We start from the raw sequence: 19130 nt of genomic DNA, 5'->3' as shown, positions 1-19130 counted from the left end.
AATTCTTTGTATGTTTTAAGGTTATAACACTTTATTGTATTGCTTGTTGGGTAAGCAACCCAAATCAGATCCCCAGAAACAGCAAAACCATAGACTGTATCAAACATCTCCTGATGGATACATTCTAGATTTCCGTTACTATCAAACTTATGAATATCTGATTGTTGATAGTGTGATACATAGACGGAGCCATCTAATGACCTGCATGATTCAGTTATATTGTCCTGAAAGTAATTCATAATTTCAACATAGTATGGACCGTACTTATGATAAAAGTATTCTTGTTTAGAAATAGTATTCACCTGTGAATTGGACCACTTAGCATAACCGAGATCCTCACCTTTTTCACCCATTAGGTGAAAATAAACCTCTTCTTCATCCTCGAATATTCCCCAGCCTCTTCTATGTATTAACTGCATTATATTCCTTCTTCCTTAAGCTCAGTTTCGCCTAACGTTTCTGTATTCACGACTCGACGCATGTCGAGTGTCCGGCGTATGCCGGACCAAGGACGTATGTCCGCAGCATGAATATTATGTTAGGCGTAGTCCTCAACTTCCTGCCCTTGCTCACAAAGGTCTCCAATTAAGTTTAGACTTCAGGTTTCTTCATATATCGTAAATGTCTTTAATCTTCAGCCATGTCTCATACCAAAATGTTTTATGATTTAAAGGCTTTATCGTAACCGTTTGTCCGTCATTTCTATTCAAATGAATCTTATCCTCTTGTATTAGAAGTTCATCATTAAATTTAAATACAATATCTTCACAGTCTTGTTGATACTTATACTCTCTTGTTTTTGACCACTCTGTTTTTTCAGTAGAAAATCTTTTTCTCATCAATAATCTCCTCCTGAAAATAGGTTTGCCGTTAAAAATTAAGAAGGTCTGTTAATGCTTCATCACTTATTCTTAATGGTTTGAGGATTTCGCCTAACATCTAAATCTACGCACTTCGTAAATACCACAAATCCTACATGATATCTGAGCTACATATATGATAACCTATACGATGATATTTTCGAAGAAAAATTTGGTGGAAAAGGAAGATATATTAGATACTCATTCTCCAATGTCCATGCGATCCTTTGGACTATGAATATGTCGAATATTTTTCTGTCCAAACAAAAAAGAAGGCTCTTCTTCACCCCATAGGGAGGCAGATACCTTCCGATGCTTTATGGATCATGTAGCATGTTTAGAATTATGATCTAGGATAGCAGATTCAATAATAAAACTCTATTCAATAGCATCTTTACTCGGGCTTATTTCAATTCATTCTAATGAATAACAGTAGACAATCGAACCAACCACTATTTCATCTGGGGTTACTGCTTTCCCCAAACATATCCCAGCATTCTTTTTACCCCCAATTGAATGATTAACCTGAGAAGAAACTACATCTTACACACGCTCTTCCCCATCCATTGATTTAATCATAATCTGATCACCGATCATCTCTTGAATGGTCGAGGGAAGAAGATTATCCAACTCTTCGTTCGCTCCCATTACGATGGTTCCGTATTCAGGTGTATCGAAGACCAAACCTACGTCAAACAGCATTTTTGTTTCCATTCTCTGGCCTCCTTATCCCCGAACTATAAATACCTCGTTAATTGAACATTTCAAAACGATTATGTAAACTAGTTATGATTCAATCCTTATAGCACATTAATTCCTTTTTATAGAAAAAGTAGAGGTGTCCCTTTTGAAAAGACCTGTCTTCCTGTTTGTAATCTTAATCATCTCATCTCTCTTGCTTGGAGCATGTGCCTCCGAAGAGGAGAAGGTGATTGTATCCTCTGCCGAGGAGTTCGCTGCAAATTATATCCTCGAAAAATACGGTGTGAGCGTTCGTTTTACGGATTACAGATTCTCTCCTCCCGATCTAAGCAAGTCGTTAGGCCTACACGGCTACATTGAAGGCGATAAGAAAAAGAAGGTATTTGTTTTCGTAAACTACGATCCTCTAAGTATTGAGACACTATCGCTCCCTGAAGGAGTATCCAAGAAATCAAATTCCAAATAAGAGAGTTGAAGTATTTTTTTCAAACGATCCATCTATGCAAACACAGTTGAATTGTACAAGAATTATATAGGTTGAATTTTTCGTCAATTACTTCTGTCAACGTTCCCCACAACCATAAAATGAAGAAGCAAATACGACCTGCATAATAGAATGATTTTGCCCTCAAGTTATGATATACATCTCTGCTTGAAGAAGTTATCCACTAATCCAATTCATTATGGGTACACTTATAGGGGAGTCACAGCATAACTCACCTCACCCCAACAACACCCGCTCAATCTCATCCACAATCCCATTGATCCCCATCGGCCCATAACAACCAATCCATGTCGCCGCATCCACCGAATGCACATGTTGCCGCTCATCCCCATCAAGCATCTCCAAAACCCGTTCCTCTGTCGCCGATATCCCATCCTGCATAAGTTCATTACTCAGCAAAAAGTAGTAACTCGCCTGCACTGCTGGTAATCTCTCAACCGAGATATGATAGGCTGTGTCGGATGTGTCCGCGACAAACAGCGGAACAGGAAGGCCAAGATCACGGTAGAGCACAGCGCCTGTGCGATGAGCGGCGGAATGGACACGTACGAGAGAGTCCAGCGGACGGATCAGCGCCACACTTTTACCTTGCAATAAAGTAGCCAGTTCTTCGGACAGCAGAGCCGTTCGGCGAAGATAGTCCGCAATAATCTGCTTGGCTTCTGCTCGCTTTTCTGTCAGTTCACCGAACAGACTTAGAATGGTCTGCCAGTTTTCATTGCGCTTGAACATCAGCACCGGAGCGATCTGACTCAACCTTTCATGATACTGAGCATGCACCTCGGTGCAGATAATCAGATCCGGCGCAAGTCGCTCTATCGCAGGCAGATCGGGGTATTCATACGTGCCGAGTAATTGGGTATGCTGAAGTCCTGTTCGGAGGGTTTTAGGAAACGTTAATACCGCACTTCCCAGTCCGACACTTCCCACTGGAGCCAGGCCCAGTGCAAGCAAATGATCGGCATATTGCACATCGAGGACAGCGATACGTTGCGGTGTTTCAGTTACGGTGTACTCCCCTTGCATATGACAGATGACCGGGCCTTGGGCTGATTCATAGGATGAAGCTGTACGGTTTTGCAGCAACCGCTTCTCATAATCTGCATCTGTCCTTGAAGCGGCGGCTTGTCGGTAATGCTGAGGTGGGACGCCAACATATTTTTTAAAAGCCCTGCTGAAATAATACATATCCCGGTAGCCCAGCTTGTCCGCAATCTCCCCGATGGAAGCATCTGTATGACGCAGCATGCGTGAGGCACTTTCCATGCGCAGCTGAATGACATACTCCATCGGACCGAGCTGTTTTTCTTGTTTGAAACGACGCTGCAATTGTCTCACACTACATCCCGCAAGCGCAGCAAGCTCTTTTAGCTCCACGTTTTGGCGGTAGTGCGACGTAATATAAGAAGCGACCACGTCCACCATATCGGACTCCACTTCCCCCTGACCACGTTCATATTCCATAATGAGCTCGTAGATCATGCCCTGGAGCAGCGCATTCGCATAGAATCGTTCCAGCCCCTCACCGCGGCGCCATTTGGCAACGATTTTTTCAGCATTTTCAATCCACTCGGCGTGGGCTGCCGAGTTTTGCACAAATGACCTGCGCAGCGGGTGTCTTTGATACGAAGGCACAACAAGAGAGGCTCCCTCCATGGAAGAAGCCCTGTACATAATCACAATATAATGAATGTCCTCTGATCTGGCCGTCAGCGTGTAGGATGATCCCTTCACCACATGACAGGCAAAAGAAGCTCCAATGTGGCAAACCTCGCCATCCATTGCAAGCTCCCCTTTCCCTCCGTAGGCCAGTAGCAGCACATTTGAGGTTACATTCGTTTCGTGTAAAATGCTGCCTGTCTGCAAAGTACCGCTATGTCCATCAAGCATCTTAATCGCTATATCACTCCAACCACTTGTCTGTTCCTGCAGCGGCATTCCTCTCATCTCCTGACAGTCGCATAGGTAAATTCATTGCTGTTGTCATTTTAATTGAGATTCTTTCTCATTGTCAATTTTCGGACATTTGAGGCAATATTCCCCTGACATCTGGTAATAGAAACAGCAGGTGATCCGCTCGCTTTTGGCAACATACACATTGTCCTTACAATCGGTGAAGCGGGTTAACGGATTCTTTCTCACACCGAACACCTGACCGGATGCCGCCTGCGTCAGATAGGCAAAGTCCGACTGAATGTGCTCACTTTCCTGCTCTGTCTCGTCTTCATCAGGCATGTATAATCGGCCTATACGTACCATGATATTCTCCCAAAGAATGCTCATCGAAAGAGGCGCAACCGTAGCAAGGGTCTGTAACAGAGGTGTAAGCTGTACCGCAAACATCTCATGAACCACCTTTTCACACCATACTTCCCTGTCTCCCGTCCATGCTTCAGCCCGAAGCCTATTCACCGCTAGAAAAGGAAACCGTGTACCGTCCTCATGATCTGCGAGCTTTGGATGATAAAGATAGCTGTCTTCCAGCTGAAAGGTTACATGCTGATGATGATACGTCATCGCCGTCACCAGAGGTGCCGTCCACAGATAGCCAAGTCGCTTGGCTAACATGGAAGCAGCAACCTTCATGTCTGGTGCGTCAATATAGTTTTGAAACCAGCTGATATACTCTCGGCACGCCTCTTCGTTATGCAACTCACGCAGAGCAATGATTCGGACACTATGTTCAGGCGGCTCACCCAGCCAAATCGAATGATCCTCTACCGTCTCTTTCCATAAGTCTGTCGAGAGATATGAGTTCATATTAGTTCGATCCCAGCAAGGCTTCCGACGCCTGATCTACAATTAGATTAATCGCTAGTGGTCCGTAGTATGCGATCCAAAGTGTAGAATTCACGTCATACGTGTGATTATTTTTCACAGCATCCAGGGACTTCCACACGGGATTATTCACCATCGCCTCTGCTTCTGCAGCAAACAGCTCATCCGACAGGACGAAATAACGATCTGCTCCAATCTCAGGCACCTTCTCCATCGAGATTTCAACAGAACCATCTTCATTAATCTCCTGCACCAGAGCAGGCATCTTTAGCCCCAAATCATTATACATAATACCGCCGATGCGGTGCTCAATACCGTGAACACGAATGCCTTCTTTTCGTGGACGAATGACCGCGACCGTTTCATCGCCCAGCTTCTCTGACAATTTTGTCTTCAGCCCAGCGATTTTCTCTTCATACGCCGTACGCACTTTCTCTGCTTCGTCCTGCTTGTCTGTAATCTTAGCAACTGTAGCTAACGTATCCCGCCAGTCTTCGTAAAAATCGAGTACCAGAGTAGGTGCAATTTTGCTTACACCCTCATACTGTTTTTCCTGAAAGTCGGTCATGATAATCAGATCTGGATCGAGTGCAACAATTGCTTCCAGATTAGGTTCGTCCCGTGTGCCCAGAACCTCAACTCCACTCGCCTGATCGCCTAAGTATTCTGGAAAATCGGTGTTACCTCCAGCGATAACACTGCCTGCTGGCGTCTCGCCAACCGCTAACATCTGATCCAAAAACTTAACATCGAGAATTGCAATTCTCTTCGGTTTTTCGTTTAGAGTGATGTCACCCTTCATGCCCTTGATCGTTACAGGAAAAGCTCCATCCGTGTTCGCATCTGCAGTCGCAGGTGTATCCGAAGGTGTTGCCGCAGATGGTTTACCGCTATCTGTTCCTGTTCCGGCGCCGCAAGCCGTCAGGACTAGAATAAGGGCCAGCATTATGCCCATAAGTAATTTTGATTGGTGAGCAGCGTAGCCCTTGTTTCTGGCCGTTTGCCCTTTTGTTCCTTGTTTCATTTGTGAATCCCCCTTATGTATACTAATGATAATGATTTTCATTATCGAAACATAAAGAGAGTATAAACGATCTACTTATCGTGTTACCATGTACTTTTGCGACATTTCAGCCGGACTAATGCGACATGATAATTCATGATTTACCTATCCACTATCCACCCTTTAACTTTTCTGTAATATATGCTTGCAAGCGGTAGATATCCGACAGAAGCTCTTCTTCCTCGTGTGTATTGCCATACTCCCCCAGCCAGCGCGGTGTACGAATGTGCCATTCGTCTGTTAGGTATTTCTTTTCATCCCGATACTCTAAAATATGTCCCAGGAAATATTCCAGAGAGCCGAAGGATTGCTTTCCTTGATCGTTAATGATGGCTTGTGTATTTTCAATGATTTTCTGTAACATTTGTTGAATTTGCTCTTCTGTATTCATAGCTCCTCCTGTAGTCTCCTCTATATTCAAACGTTAAATGCCACGTATTACTGATTATAAATAATAGCAATCACATCTAAATAAGTTGAACTATTTTTTACACGTTAACGGAGAGGACTTGTGTAAAATCTTTAGTTGAACCTATATAACACCAAATAAAATCTCATTATAATGTAAATTATGTTCTAGAGCTACAGGGGCAACTGGAAGGAAAGGGATGGAGCGGACAAAGGCATTAGGATATGAAATTGTAACAACAGGACGTAAGGTTCGGTCAGATAAAATAACATCAAAAAAACAGCCGAGGCGATACTAACACGCTTTGGCTGTTTCTATTTGGTTCGGGATCAGCCCGCATCACAGTTACACGCATTCTCTGTTTCAGTGATTCATCATTTTACGAGTTAGGCAAGACCCCATCAAGCCTGCTTCACATAGTGATTCACAGGCACGGACAGTCCCAGCCCATCGGCAATAAACACCAGATCGAATTTCCCCCGTTCCGCGGTCTGGGCGCTTGCTGTGTGTAGAATTCAAGATTAACGCTGGCATCCGTTATTGAAGCAATAGGGTGTCGGCCAGCTGCAAGCGATAGCTTTTGACCAGCCTATTTTCCCCTGTCATAAACTCCTTATCCAACGCTCGTTCAAACCCCAGACGTTCATAAAGACGAATCGCCGCCCCCATCATGTCCGAGGTGTGAAGGTACAACGTGTCAGCACCTCGTTCACTCGCCAATTTGACACTGGCCCGAATAAGCTCTGTCGCCACACCTCTGCCGCGAGCCTTAGCAGTTACGCCCAGCAGACGAATAATCGGGGAATGGATTCCTAGCGATGCATTGCCGTATGCGGTCTCGGATGAGGCATACACAAATACGCTGCCCACGATTTCTCCATCCAGTTCTGCGACAAGCTTGGCAATCGTTGACGATTTCTCGATCGCTTCTGCAATGCTTGCTTTATAGGCAATCCATGCATCCTGAGGAAGCTCCTGTTCATATTGACTGTATGCTTCATAAAGGACTGCCTCCAGCAAATGACCTTCATTGGCAGCCGCTTCCCTGATGATCAGTTCTCGGCTGCCCGTACCCGAATTCGGATTTTGGCTATCCGTTGATTGCTCCTTTGTGTTCCCCATTACTGCACCTCCTTTTCAGCTGCTGCTTGCTTGATTCTGCGAATCTGGTTGAGATGATTCTGCACATGAGCGACAAAACCCGGAATGATCGCAGCTAGAGATACCGTCTCTCCTTTGAAGTTAACACCTGTTTTCTTCCATTCTTCATCACTCAGCCGCTCCAGTAATCCTGAGTTGTACTGAACTAGACCACCAGCAATCGTAATCAGCTGAGAGATCTGTTCCTCATTTGCTTTTTGTCCGGTGATCCACGCTTCCTGATTAAAACCAGGCAGCGTTGCCTGTGATCCCGCTAATATTTCCCGGATGCGAAAGGACACGACGATGCTATGATCCACTAGATGTGCCAGTACTTCAGTAACACTCCAGGAGGATGGAGAAGACTTCCACTTCAACTGCTGCTCGGTCAGACCCGCAATTTCCTGTTCAATCTCTTCATAAGCGTGTACATATGCCGATATCATTGATTCTGTCTTCACTGTTGTGTTCCCCATGATTACCGCTCTCCGATCTATAAGTTTAACTAAAATATTATTTTCAGGAATTTCTGTGCTTATACTAGTTCCCCTGTAAATGCTTCTTTAAGCAATTGGAACGACCGAGTTCGTTGTTTAAAATCGGGAATAATGGTTGTAAACACAAAGCTGTTTACGCTATATTCTTCCGACAGCTCAAGTAGCCGCTTCCGCACCGTTTCCTTGGTGCCACGTGTAATGTCCGCTTCGCGCTTAACCGCCGTATACGTTTCTCCCGCTTGCCTTGCGAATTCTGCTGCCTGCTCCAACGTCTGCACATTCACGGTTTTGCCACTCGCCAGCGTTGCACGCACCGTTTTGTGCTGTCCCGCCAGTGCATTAGCCTCTTCTTCCGTATCTGCAGCAATGACCGACAAGGCCAGAATGGCTTCAGGCTCTCCTCCATGTTCCGTATTAAATTGCGTGCGGTACGTATCCAGCGCAGCGCGTGCCATTTCGGGATCACTGTTGATAAATAGCGCGAACGCATAAGGAAGTCCCTGCTTGGCTGCCAGTTCCGCACTGGAAACACTCGTGCCCAGCATATAAATACGTGCAGGCTGCCCTGGTAACGGATGGGCTGTCAGTCCTGGCTGCGCATGGGTTTCACTTGCCGGAGCGTTCAGGAAGTTTTTCAGTTCTACCAGTTTATCATCCAGCATCTCCGGCTCTGCAATTCCCTTTTGTAACGCCTTCGTGGAACGAGGCAAGCCGCCTGGAGCACGCCCGATCCCTAGTTCAACCCGCCCCGGAGCCAGTGTGGCAAGCACATTGAAGTTTTCCGCCACCTTATATGGGCTATAATGCTGGAGCATGACACCACCGGAGCCGATCCGTATCTTTTGAGTCTGTGCGAGCAAATACGAAACGAGCACTTCTGGCGATGAGCCGGCAACCCCCTCCGAGTCATGATGCTCTGCTACCCAAAACCGATCATATCCAAGTGATTCTGCAAGTTTCGCCACTTCTACGGTATTTTTCAATGCCTCCGCAGCCGACTGGCCCGGAAATACAATGCTTTGATCCAAAATCCCTAATGTAAATGACATATCTCTTCCCCCTTGGATATCCATTATCATGTTTCTGATCCCGTTTTCTTATATGGAATATGCAGTATCTGGTGTAATGCGTTTGAGAAACTGCTTCGTCCGTTCTTCCTTCGGATAGCGAAACAACTGCTTTGGTTCTCCTTCTTCCACAATGACCCCACCATCCATAAATACAACATGGTTCGCCACTTCCTGTGCAAAACCCATTTCGTGAGTAACGATGATCATCGTTATGCCTTCCTCCGCAATTTGGCGAATAACCGCCAGCACCTCGCCTACAAGTTCCGGGTCCAGCGCCGAGGTCGGCTCATCAAACAGAATAACCTCTGGATTCATCGCCAGCGCCCGTGCAATACCGACGCGCTGTTGCTGTCCACCTGAAAGCTGGCTGGGGTATGAATCGAGCTTGTTTCCTAGACCTACTTTCTCAAGCAAAGCGACACTCCGCGTCCGTGCTTCCTCTTTAGCCACTTTACGCACTGCGACAAGCCCTTCCATCACATTTTGCAACGCTGTTTTGTGGCGGAACAGATTATATTGCTGGAATACCATCGCTGATTTTTGGCGTAAGGCATGGATGTCTTTTTTGGTGTGCTTCCCGTAATCCAAGGTAAAATCACCGAGTGTGATATGCCCGGAATCCGGTTTTTCCAAATAGTTAATGCAGCGCAGAAGTGTCGTTTTGCCTGATCCACTCGGCCCCAGAATCGCAATAACCTCTCCGCGCGCCACGTTCAGATCAATTCCTGACAGCACCTTGTTGTCTCCGAAGCTTTTGTGTATTTGCTTGAGTTCAATCATGTCACGCCTCCCCGGTTGTACGACCTGAACCGCTTCTCTGCCACTGCGGTCAATCTTTCAATCATGATAGTCAGACCCCAGAAGATGAGGGCTGCCGCCACATAAGCCTCGAAAAATTTCCAGTTGGTCGATGCGACAATTTGCGCCTTGGCGTTAATCTCCACCACCGATACCGCAAATGCCAGTGTAGAGCCATGCAACATGCCAATGAGCATGTTTGAAATATTGGGTAGACTGGCTGCAAAAGCCTGCGGCAACACAATTCTGCACAGCGCCTTCGTCGCTGTCATGCCTAGAGAATACGCAGCCTCAATCTGCCCGCGATCCACCGAGAGCAAGCCGGATCTGACAATCTCTGACGCATAAGCACCCGCCGTAATCGAGAATGCCAAGTAAGCAAAGCCGATTAATGGAATAGACGACGAGTTGAACCCAAGTCCGAGTGATGAAGACACGCTGTCAATGATCATCGGCAGACCAAAATAGATCAGAAGCAGATGTGTGATCATGGGTGTGCCGCGAATAAACGTAACATAGGCAGTCGCCAGCTGGCTTAGTACAGGAACCCGAAACTGGCGGAGAAGTGCAACCGCTGTGCCAATGATAAAACCGAGGACCACAGAGACCACCGTGATGGCCAGTGTGATTGGGATGACACCGAGAAGCTGCACGAAAGCGGTCCATACAAAGGAAAGATCAAAGCTCATATCGGAGCAACCCCCCTCTTCTGCACTTTCCGCTCAAGCACACTGAACACCCTCTCCAGCACAAAACTCAAAACAAAATAAATGAGCGCCAGCGAGATATACGCTTCAATAAAATGACGAGAGATCGTTGCCAGTGTAGAGGATTTGCCCGTCATCTCCATGACACCAACACTGAACGCAAGGGATGTATCCTTCAGGCTACCAATCACCATGTTGGCGAATATAGGCAATGCCGTCACATAGGCCTGTGGAAGTACAATTCGGAAGAAAGCTTGTGGGCCAGACATGCCCATGGCATAAGCAGCTTCTACCTGACCCCGATCCACGGAAGCAACTGAAGCCCGAATCATCTCCACCATAAACGCTCCGCTATGGAGCGAGTAAGTCATGATGACAAAGTAGATTGCAGGTGCGCGGTTGGCATTAATACTGAACAAACCCAAAATTTCCGGCACACCGTAATAGAACAAAAACAGCTGAATCAAGATCGGTGTACCGCGAAAAAAGGACACATACAGCTTAGATAGTTGTTTCAGCACCGGAATATTGTACATCTGCGGGAGTGCCGCGATGGAACTGATGATTAGACCAAGCACCATTGCACTAACTACAATTAGAAGCGTAGTACTGATGGTGGGTAGGAGCTTTACAAAGTAGTCCATGACATAACTGAATTCAAATGGTGCACCCATCGCTGTGACCTGCCTTTCCCCTACGTGTTATTTCGTTTCCGATTGCGTAGCGTCAAAGCCAAGCCACTGTTCACTCAGTTTCTTCAATGTGCCGTCTGCCTTGATTTCCTTCAGTGCTTCATCGATGCGGTCCGCGAGCTTCTGCTCTTCAGGATCATCCTTGCGGAACATAAACAGGGTATCCGATTCACTGAGTGGTGGACCCACCAGTTTCAGCTCGCCGCTCGGATCAATGAGTGGAAGCGTAAAGTCCGCTGCTACAAACGCTGCAACCCGTCCAGCCTTGAGCTGTGTGATTGAATCGTTAGCTACACCGCTTGAATACACAATATCAAGTGCGTTGTTATTCTGCTTGTTGTAGTTTTCCAATAAAATGGCCTGGGCACTGGTGGCTGTCGTTAACACTTTTTTGCCTTTCAGATCATCAATGGAATGAATCGTATTGTCATCTTTGAGAACAGCGATTTTGTTCTTCCAATGGGAGTACGCTTCTTTATTGAATACATATTTCTCTTCGCGCTCCGGATTTTTCTCCATTTGATGCGCAACCATATCAATCTTGTTTGTTTCGAGGCTGAGTAGCAAGTTCGTGAACTCCATCGTCTGCAGATCAAACTCGTAATCATTCAGTCGTTTATCAATTTCTCTGACGAGTTCTACATCATATCCCGTCAGCTTGTTATTTTCGTCAATAAAAGCGACATTCGGAAATTGCGTACCTGTTCCCACAATAATCTTGGTTGGTTCTTTCGCTCCACTAGCTCCCGATGCTGTCTTCGTGTCTCCCCCGGTACTGCATCCTGTGAGCGCCAATACGATTGCAGTTGTAAGTGTTAGAACAGACCATTTTTTCATGTTTTTCTCCCCCGTTATATGAGCCATTTTTTTAAACCACTAATTCATACATGTTAACTAGGAATTAATTGATCTAAAAATAGCATTCCCACAGGAATATCGTCAACGGGTTTACTTATAGAACAATTCTATACATAAATAAAATATTCAATGGGTGCGATTACACCTCAACTTAACAGCACCGAAAATGTTCACTTGCAATAACACAGACGGCTTTTATACTAAACCTGATCATTACCGTTATCTAACGGTTTCTATGGGAATAAGCAAAAAACCTAACGAAATCTCGTTAGGTTCAGGCATCATAATCAGCATTATGATAAAATCCAGCTAGCCGCTCTTCTGCTTAAGTTATCTTCTACATAACACACATAGTACAATGAACGAATCGGGTCAATCAAGATATCTATGATTCACTCCAAAAATCAATTATTTTCTTATTCACAACATCTGCTTGTTCGTGGTTAATGGCATGACCGGCATCTCGGATGATCTCAAAATCAAGTCCGTTGCGCTTCAGCTTATGTATTGCTCTTGGGTAGTTAGAAAGCATGTCGTATTCCCCGATCAGAAACCGGGTTTTCTCTCTCAATATGGCAAGTTCGGAATCATCCACAATGTGAATTTTGTGCTTCATCATGGATTTGTTGTTGAAATACTTCAGCAGGTAATACCAGTGCCTCATTAATTCTTCATTCTTGGCAAAAACCTCATAGTTAGGACCGCTTAATTTTCTTAGCAGCTTCTTGCAATTTTTCTCGGATGGGAACAATGCCTCAGGCATAAAGGCTTTCATCATTTTGGAGATCACTTCAAACGAACTTGAAGGAATTCGTCCTGCTAGACACATTGCTTTTCTGATGCGGTCGGGTCTTCGTAAGGTGTAAAAATAGGATAGATACGCGCCGTAAGATACTCCGCAAATATATGAATCTTGAAGCTGGAAGGCATCCATAATATCGTCGATCCATTTCACCTGATCAAAACGTTTATAATATTCGGCGTTCGGTTCGCTTTTCCCAGATCCTCCGATCGAGTCCACGGCGATGACGAAGAACTTCCTGGATAACTCTTTCATATTGTAGACCCACATCATTGCGGCGTTATCTGCTGTCCCATGAAAAAGGATTAACGAAGGATTTTGCGAATCTCCAGCCGTAAGCACATGTGTCTGACCATAAGTTGTCTCGATACGCTTCTCTTCAACGTGCACCCCATACGCTTGCAGCAGTTTATCATATGACTCGTATATAAGCTGTCTTCCTTGAGAAGTTTTATATCGCTCCATCATATTTTTGATCCCCTTCTTCTAGACATAAAGATCAAACACAGCGTTTTACCGTCTGCCAATGTATAATGTCGTTTGAGTCCAGTGCAGATTATAGCCGTAACGATACAGCTCAAAGTATGGATACAGGCAGTTTTCTGCTTCTTGCAAACCTTGATAGCGGGGCCACTGCAAGTAATAGGCAACCCAATAATCGCAAGCGATAGAATAATAGGCTTCGTTCAATATCTCGATAGCTTCATCATAGTCCGTACGTGAGCTAAGAAGTTCGCCAAGAGCTTCGTACACCATATCGCTAGCGTCTTCATTTGTGCCTTGAACCGCTCTTTGCTCTAACTTGCCGATTTCACCTGGGGGCAGCACAATGACTTCCTTCATACTTTCCAATTCTTGAAGCGCTTCCTTAGCCATGTCGGCTACTTCATCATCCTCCGCCACGATAGAGAACAGTCTCTTTAATCCTCGAATGAGCTCTTCTCCCAAACGATGCAGTTCGGCATTGGAAGCCTGCTCACGTCCTCCATTGAAGTAACCGGGTACAGATTCGCCGGTAAAGTCCTCCGGATTCAACATCGCATAGATCGGACGAATTCTGTTCAAGAAGCGTTGGCCCTCTGGAATGGGTTCAAACACACGCTCAACGCCCTCCCCCGTAGGCATAAACCACTGAAAAAATCCGTACAGATGGTCTGCTTCAACCTGTTCGCCCTCTTCTGGCATAAACTCTTCTCCACCCATCGCTAAACAATAACGGCCATATTCTTGTTGATCCATGATCCTACCTCCCTCTTGGTGTACACAAACTACCACTCTCTCCATTCTTCCGTATTATCCATCTTAATCAATAATTACTGCTTTCTGCGGGTCATCTAGAAATTGAAACATCGTTTGGATCTGGGTAGGTGTATTTCTCTCAAGTGACAATGCAGGGATCTCTCTTCTATCAAAGAAACCGACCTCAAGAGTTTCAAGCCCCCCTTTTGGATCTCCCGAAACAATATCACACTGAATAAAAATTTTATATACATGATATTGTTCTGGTGGATGATGATGAAATTTTTTATCAAGTACCGCCAGTATTCGTTTAGAGGTAGTAATGAGTCCTGATTCTTCCTCTATTTCTTTAACTACTACTTCGGAAGGAGAATAGCCAATATCAGCCCAACCACCTGGTAGTGCCCATGCGTTATCAGCCTTTTCTCTTACTAAGAGTATTTTACCTTCTTGAAAAACAACACCACGTATATCTACCTTGGGGGTAGCATACCCCGTTTCACTTCCAAAGTGTAGTTTAATCTTATCCATTCCTACGTCAGTATAATTCTCAAGAATTTCGATACTAAGGGCTCTTAATTGTTCATATCGCTCAAGATCATATACGTCTTTTGAATAAGTCAAACCTGTTTGTGCGATAGCTTGAATTCTCTTAACCCACTCAAGCCATTCAATAGGTGAACTCATAGTCTTCTCCTACCTTTCGTAATTTGACAACAAATCATTAAATTCGGATATGAGTAGAGTCAAGATTTCCTCAATAGACATGCCAGCTGAAATATGAGTTCTATTCCAATTGATTCTTGAGAAAACCTCTGAATAACATTTGTTTAAAATTTGTAAATTATCTAAACTTTCTAGATGATGAATTGGGGGTGAAAGTCTTTCTTTTAACCTTTGATAAGCTTCTATGGGCTCGATATCAATAAAATAACTTATGGTAGGTTGAGAAAAATGGGGAATCAACTTTATCATAGGTTCAATATCGGCATTATAATGCAGACCTTGTGCAAGGATATCATACACATATCTATCCAACACAAGTATCTTATCAGAATGATTTTGAAGTTTTTTATTAAATGTATCCAACCAATCAATTAAAATACCATAAATATACACATTACCATTGATGTTTGGAATATATGAGAACGGATCACCAAATTGATTTTCACAATATTTTTTTATTATCCCATTAACAACATAATCCGGCTTACAATATTCAGATTTATATCCTCTATCATAAAGAGCTGTTGCTATTTTTTGAGCATACGTTGTTTTTCTTGAACCATCAATCCCAGAAAAAGAAATTATAATCGCTTCCACCACCTTATAGGTTAAAGTTCCTTGAATAACTCGATTATTTTCTGTATCCGTAATAAGTTTCTGGCATAAACTCGTCTCCACCCATCGCTAATCAATAGCGGCCATATTCTTGTTGATCCATGATCCTACCTCCCTCTAGGTACACAACTACCACTCTCTGGGTTAATCAATGGCAACTTGGGCAAATTCAGCTTGAACGGCATGAGCCCGAATAGCTCTCCTCTGTCCTCGACTTCCCAACAATTAACCGAATATACTACGTTCCACGACACCGTTATGAAAAAGTACCATCTGGAACAAGAGTTATGATCTTCTCCACATTTAATAAAATTCATTGTATGAAATAAGCCCCTACTCAGGGGCTATTTTGTTAAAATTATCGCGGTCATCGAGGCGTATCTTACAACCGTTTATCCCGATCATACTCGGCTAATTTGTGTTCAATGAACGTCCACGCACTCTCCAGATCTCGGTGCACCCAGTCAATGTCGTCAATGGTCTGTTCACTGTATACACCTAAAATTAATGTCCTTATCGCTTCTTCCGAACGTTCTCCAACAATAAGTGCCGATGGAAAAGGAATATTTCCATACTTGGCCCTGCCCACATCAAAGACACGTTCAATCAGGTCTCCCCATTCATAGGCGAGCTCACTAAAGTCCAAAATCAAACCCGATGGTTCCCAAGCTTCCACCACGGCTTCTCCAATGGCACTCATATAAATGGCATCTGAATTGCCACCTGAACCAAAACCGTATTCACCCGAGAATTTTAATATCATGATGTTGCAGTAATTAACCGATTTGGACTTTCCTATGTGAACTTCATATTGCAAATCGCTAAGCTCTTCCAGCTTTACCTGCTTGGTTAACATATCTAAAATGCCCTCCGTATATCTCTTTTACTAACCGAACCAGAAAATCACCCGTACATCTTGAGGCTTCCCTAACACGGATAGCTTCGGGATCGTTTCATATATAAAATCAGAACAGATCTGTTTGACATCTCTGTACTCCATAAATGCATCACAATAAAACCGCTCGTCCCAATCAAATTGTATGAGCTCTTCTAATAAGAGCCAACTGTGATCATAGAAGTCATCCTTATTCTCTAATGCCACTTGAAGCAATTCTGGAGAAAGGTCGGCGGGAAGACCTCTCGGAGCAGCTATATATCTAAGATTGCGGTCATTTCTGGTATTGGACAAAATACCAAACAGATCGTAGTTTCTTGTTCCACTGTAAAATTCATATGGATTACTCTGTATAAGTTGAGCAGTATGCTCTTCCGGATACAGATGGTAGTTGGGATTGACCTTCCAGTGGTCCTCACTGACCCAACGGGCCGTATCCTTCAGTTCTTTTTCACTCTTTGAAATCTCGATTAAGTTGCCATCTACCCATTGATACTCTCTGCGGTAGTGTCTTTTCTCCACATAAAACCAAATGTCTGTCCCCATAGCTTCTCCTCATGAAACATGTTGTGAAACATCGAATAATTGACTTCATACTTGCATTATGCAATCAGAATAACCGTAGAAACTACTGCCCATCTTTTATTATTCATTTCTGTTCCCTTCCTTTTGCTGTTGCTAAGACTATGTGCTCATCCTTTCTGCCACTTGAATTAAAGCTGCTGCCGATTGTTTCTGGCCGTTCAGTTCATACTGCAGCGCCTTCCCGCCGCTTCCGACTTCAATCCAGATCAATCGATCTGTCCCATGATTCGAAAAATAGAATGCTTCCGCATCCCGAACGCACATAGGTTTCACTTCAGACAATTCAAGGTCAGACAGTAGAATACGGCTTTTGGTTGTGCCAAATATCTGGAGTGTGTACCCACCATCGCCTTGATAGCTGATTCGGATACCGACCAGTTTATTGTTGGGCTTCAAGTCGCGGATGATAACCTGTTGTCCAGTAATTCTACTTTCTTCAGCCATCGCTTCAATCTCATCCGGTGTCAGATTGTCAAATCCATAATAGACCTTGATGCGCTCAACCTCAGCAAAGATCGGGAACTTCGGCTGCCACTCCGTTAACATTTCCTTCAATTGATCCAGTCCGTGCTCCCATTCAACGGCAGCATAATTCGTCTGCTGTGTGAACTGGTTTGTTTCAGCAGCATTTGCAAGATAGATTGCCTTTCCATCACCAGGTCTTAGATTACGTATGATTTGATCCACGACATGATCACTTTCCAGCGATTCCATCTGAATTTTACCAAGAAAGTCTCCACTTTTATTTTTAATATCCATCCGTGATCACTCCTCAGATCAGCTATTTTTGATCCAATATCGTCTAATCATATTTCCATCTTCCTCGATGTAACCTGGAATCTGCTTTCCCCACTGTTTCTCACAACGGTTCTTTCGGAAGCCACATTCCAAGCATCCTTCACCTGATTATCCTCACTTTAAAACCATGCCATTTTCTCTCAATCTTGTCAATTCAGCACATCAAACCGAACTTGCACTAGAGTATATTGTAAAAGGTGAAGCGGGGCGCGGTTGTACAGAGGCAAACCGCGTAAGGGATGGGTGCAACCCTCGTGTTCGTAGCACCGCATGAAGAAAGCCCCACGAAAATTCCTCGCGGGGCTCAAACTTCTTGAGGGCAATCCACAAATATCATTGCTCCTTGATCTTCTCAAACATCTGGAATACATATTTCAAGCAAGTCAGGAGATTTAATTCCCCCACTCCTTAACAAAAAATTCATCTACTTCGGCCTTTTCAATGTTTCCGAGCTGATCAAAGATTATGGGATACATCCTCTGTGATCAGCCTTAGAACGTTAATCCCAGTCCATATCTAAGTTCATGTTTAATTTAGTCTCTCCGCATTCTGGACAGTCCAGTTCCCCACTCTCCACACAATCTAAAGGCGGTTTGGTCGGCATGGGTGAGTTACATCTCGGGCATTCATATGAATTGGTATACCAATGATTCTCGGATTTCAACTCTAGAAATACGCGATTTAATACATATTTACATTGTTCACAGACGTAAATCCCGTTGTAACAATCAAAAGTTGCATCTTCTCTACCTATAAATTCTCTAATATGTTGTCGCCCTTCCTCCTGCTCGTACCATTCCAAAATGCTGCTCAAATACATATATCTAAAACCGAAACCTAACATAACCTTTTGGCTGTAAGAGCATGATTTACAGCTTAATGTAACTACTTCTCCCACCCCACTCGCCGCCTTCTTAGAATTGAATTTATCTACATTCATCTGACACACTCAATGTAATTTAATACTCTCCGTTGTACTCGTTAAATCTGGTCTGCTTAAATCGTGAGATATGATATGGAGCATAGCAGTGCTTGACTTGTGGACTTAACTCCTCGATGAACTCAATGGCTGCATCAACCAGATCGTCTGATACAAAGATGTTTTCATCTAGGAATCCACTGATAAGTGCAGCATCTCCTTTATATTTCACGCATAGATAGCCGTACCCAGGATCAACAAACACGAGATTGATGATCTCATCTTCTTTTTGTTCTTTGGCACTATCGAAAAATCGGACGATGAGGTCCTGATCTTTGGTATACACCTCGGCATCACAGGAGAAATGTTTATAGTTAAACTTCATGCTGTTGTTCCTATCTTTCATATATTTTTATATAATTAATATCACTTTTTCTCTGGCAATATCCATCATACTTGGGGAGATATCCAC

Annotated in this window: 24 protein-coding genes; 1 reads left to right on the top strand and 23 read right to left on the bottom strand. The window is 44.1% G+C overall.

Annotated elements, in window-relative coordinates; genetic code table 11:
- From PQG66_RS18215 to PQG66_RS18205, 3 genes are all read right to left on the bottom strand, one after another.
- Positions 1 to 419, bottom strand: a 419-nt coding sequence (locus PQG66_RS18215) for a hypothetical protein (protein ID WP_272039158.1), incomplete at its 3' end; no start/stop codon positions are given.
- Between the two features lie 189 nt (positions 420 to 608).
- On the bottom strand, positions 609 to 839 hold the full coding sequence (locus PQG66_RS18210; RefSeq protein WP_272039157.1) for a hypothetical protein: 231 nt from the start codon (positions 837 to 839) through the stop codon (positions 609 to 611).
- A gap of 564 nt (positions 840 to 1403) precedes the next feature.
- Positions 1404 to 1574 (bottom strand): hypothetical protein, encoded by a 171-nt coding sequence (locus PQG66_RS18205; RefSeq protein ID WP_272039156.1) that lies wholly within the window; start codon positions 1572 to 1574, stop codon positions 1404 to 1406.
- A gap of 133 nt (positions 1575 to 1707) precedes the next feature.
- Here PQG66_RS18205 and PQG66_RS18200 point away from each other — a divergent pair, with 133 nt between their 5' ends.
- Positions 1708 to 2028 (top strand): hypothetical protein, encoded by a 321-nt coding sequence (locus PQG66_RS18200; protein WP_272039155.1) that lies wholly within the window; start codon positions 1708 to 1710, stop codon positions 2026 to 2028.
- Positions 2029 to 2283: 255 nt separating this feature from the next.
- Here PQG66_RS18200 and PQG66_RS18195 read toward each other — a convergent pair whose 3' ends face one another.
- The 20 genes from PQG66_RS18195 to PQG66_RS18100 form a co-directional block, all read right to left on the bottom strand.
- A complete protein-coding gene (locus tag PQG66_RS18195; protein WP_272039154.1) occupies positions 2284 to 4005 on the bottom strand; it encodes a helix-turn-helix domain-containing protein in 1722 nt (573 codons plus the stop codon).
- Positions 4006 to 4050: 45 nt separating this feature from the next.
- Positions 4051 to 4827, bottom strand: a complete 777-nt coding sequence (locus PQG66_RS18190; protein ID WP_272039152.1) for an IucA/IucC family C-terminal-domain containing protein — start codon at positions 4825 to 4827, stop codon at positions 4051 to 4053.
- Position 4828: 1 nt separating this feature from the next.
- Positions 4829 to 5869 carry an ABC transporter substrate-binding protein gene (locus tag PQG66_RS18185; RefSeq protein ID WP_272039151.1) on the bottom strand — a complete coding sequence of 347 codons (1041 nt, stop codon included), beginning with the start codon at positions 5867 to 5869 and terminating at the stop codon, positions 4829 to 4831.
- 151 nt (positions 5870 to 6020) lie between these two features.
- The gene (locus PQG66_RS18180) at positions 6021 to 6299 is read right to left on the bottom strand and encodes a hypothetical protein (protein WP_272039149.1); all 279 of its coding nucleotides are present in this window, start codon (positions 6297 to 6299) and stop codon (positions 6021 to 6023) included.
- 555 nt (positions 6300 to 6854) lie between these two features.
- Positions 6855 to 7439 carry a GNAT family N-acetyltransferase gene (locus PQG66_RS18175; RefSeq protein WP_272039148.1) on the bottom strand — a complete coding sequence of 195 codons (585 nt, stop codon included), beginning with the start codon at positions 7437 to 7439 and terminating at the stop codon, positions 6855 to 6857.
- A complete protein-coding gene (locus tag PQG66_RS18170) occupies positions 7439 to 7933 on the bottom strand; it encodes a DinB family protein (RefSeq protein WP_272039147.1) in 495 nt (164 codons plus the stop codon). The genes PQG66_RS18175 and PQG66_RS18170 overlap by 1 nt, the downstream gene beginning before the upstream one ends.
- A gap of 59 nt (positions 7934 to 7992) precedes the next feature.
- Positions 7993 to 9003, bottom strand: a complete 1011-nt coding sequence (locus PQG66_RS18165) for an LLM class flavin-dependent oxidoreductase (protein WP_272039146.1) — start codon at positions 9001 to 9003, stop codon at positions 7993 to 7995.
- Between the two features lie 48 nt (positions 9004 to 9051).
- Positions 9052 to 9804 (bottom strand): amino acid ABC transporter ATP-binding protein, encoded by a 753-nt coding sequence (locus PQG66_RS18160; protein WP_272039145.1) that lies wholly within the window; start codon positions 9802 to 9804, stop codon positions 9052 to 9054.
- Complete coding sequence (locus PQG66_RS18155; protein ID WP_272039144.1) at positions 9801 to 10511, bottom strand: amino acid ABC transporter permease; 711 nt, start codon at positions 10509 to 10511, stop codon at positions 9801 to 9803. Before PQG66_RS18155 ends, PQG66_RS18160 begins: the two co-directional genes overlap by 4 nt.
- Positions 10508 to 11203 (bottom strand): amino acid ABC transporter permease, encoded by a 696-nt coding sequence (locus PQG66_RS18150; RefSeq protein WP_272039143.1) that lies wholly within the window; start codon positions 11201 to 11203, stop codon positions 10508 to 10510. The genes PQG66_RS18155 and PQG66_RS18150 overlap by 4 nt, the downstream gene beginning before the upstream one ends.
- Positions 11204 to 11230: 27 nt before the next feature.
- Positions 11231 to 12058, bottom strand: coding sequence for a transporter substrate-binding domain-containing protein (locus tag PQG66_RS18145; protein WP_272039142.1), 828 nt, complete (start codon positions 12056 to 12058; stop codon positions 11231 to 11233).
- A gap of 406 nt (positions 12059 to 12464) precedes the next feature.
- Positions 12465 to 13349: an alpha/beta fold hydrolase gene (locus PQG66_RS18140; protein ID WP_272039141.1), complete on the bottom strand. Its 885-nt coding sequence runs from the start codon at positions 13347 to 13349 to the stop codon at positions 12465 to 12467.
- Between the two features lie 45 nt (positions 13350 to 13394).
- The gene (locus PQG66_RS18135; protein ID WP_272039140.1) at positions 13395 to 14120 is read right to left on the bottom strand and encodes a hypothetical protein; all 726 of its coding nucleotides are present in this window, start codon (positions 14118 to 14120) and stop codon (positions 13395 to 13397) included.
- Positions 14121 to 14183: 63 nt separating this feature from the next.
- Positions 14184 to 14807, bottom strand: a complete 624-nt coding sequence (locus tag PQG66_RS18130) for an NUDIX hydrolase (RefSeq protein ID WP_272039139.1) — start codon at positions 14805 to 14807, stop codon at positions 14184 to 14186.
- A gap of 9 nt (positions 14808 to 14816) precedes the next feature.
- A complete protein-coding gene (locus PQG66_RS18125; RefSeq protein ID WP_272039138.1) occupies positions 14817 to 15524 on the bottom strand; it encodes a hypothetical protein in 708 nt (235 codons plus the stop codon).
- Between the two features lie 319 nt (positions 15525 to 15843).
- A complete protein-coding gene (locus PQG66_RS18120) occupies positions 15844 to 16317 on the bottom strand; it encodes a hypothetical protein (RefSeq protein WP_272039137.1) in 474 nt (157 codons plus the stop codon).
- A gap of 30 nt (positions 16318 to 16347) precedes the next feature.
- Positions 16348 to 16902, bottom strand: a complete 555-nt coding sequence (locus tag PQG66_RS18115; protein WP_272039136.1) for a hypothetical protein — start codon at positions 16900 to 16902, stop codon at positions 16348 to 16350.
- 138 nt (positions 16903 to 17040) lie between these two features.
- Complete coding sequence (locus PQG66_RS18110) at positions 17041 to 17700, bottom strand: hypothetical protein (protein ID WP_272039135.1); 660 nt, start codon at positions 17698 to 17700, stop codon at positions 17041 to 17043.
- Between the two features lie 538 nt (positions 17701 to 18238).
- Positions 18239 to 18679, bottom strand: a complete 441-nt coding sequence (locus tag PQG66_RS18105; protein ID WP_272039134.1) for a hypothetical protein — start codon at positions 18677 to 18679, stop codon at positions 18239 to 18241.
- A gap of 19 nt (positions 18680 to 18698) precedes the next feature.
- Complete coding sequence (locus PQG66_RS18100; RefSeq protein ID WP_272039133.1) at positions 18699 to 19064, bottom strand: hypothetical protein; 366 nt, start codon at positions 19062 to 19064, stop codon at positions 18699 to 18701.
- Positions 19065 to 19130 lie beyond the last annotated feature (66 nt).

The organism is Paenibacillus sp. JJ-100, assembly GCF_948329825.1.
Lineage (GTDB): Bacteria > Bacillota > Bacilli > Paenibacillales > Paenibacillaceae > Paenibacillus.
The sequence above is the reverse complement of the archived record's forward strand: the minus strand, read 5'-3'. Positions and strand labels throughout refer to the sequence as shown.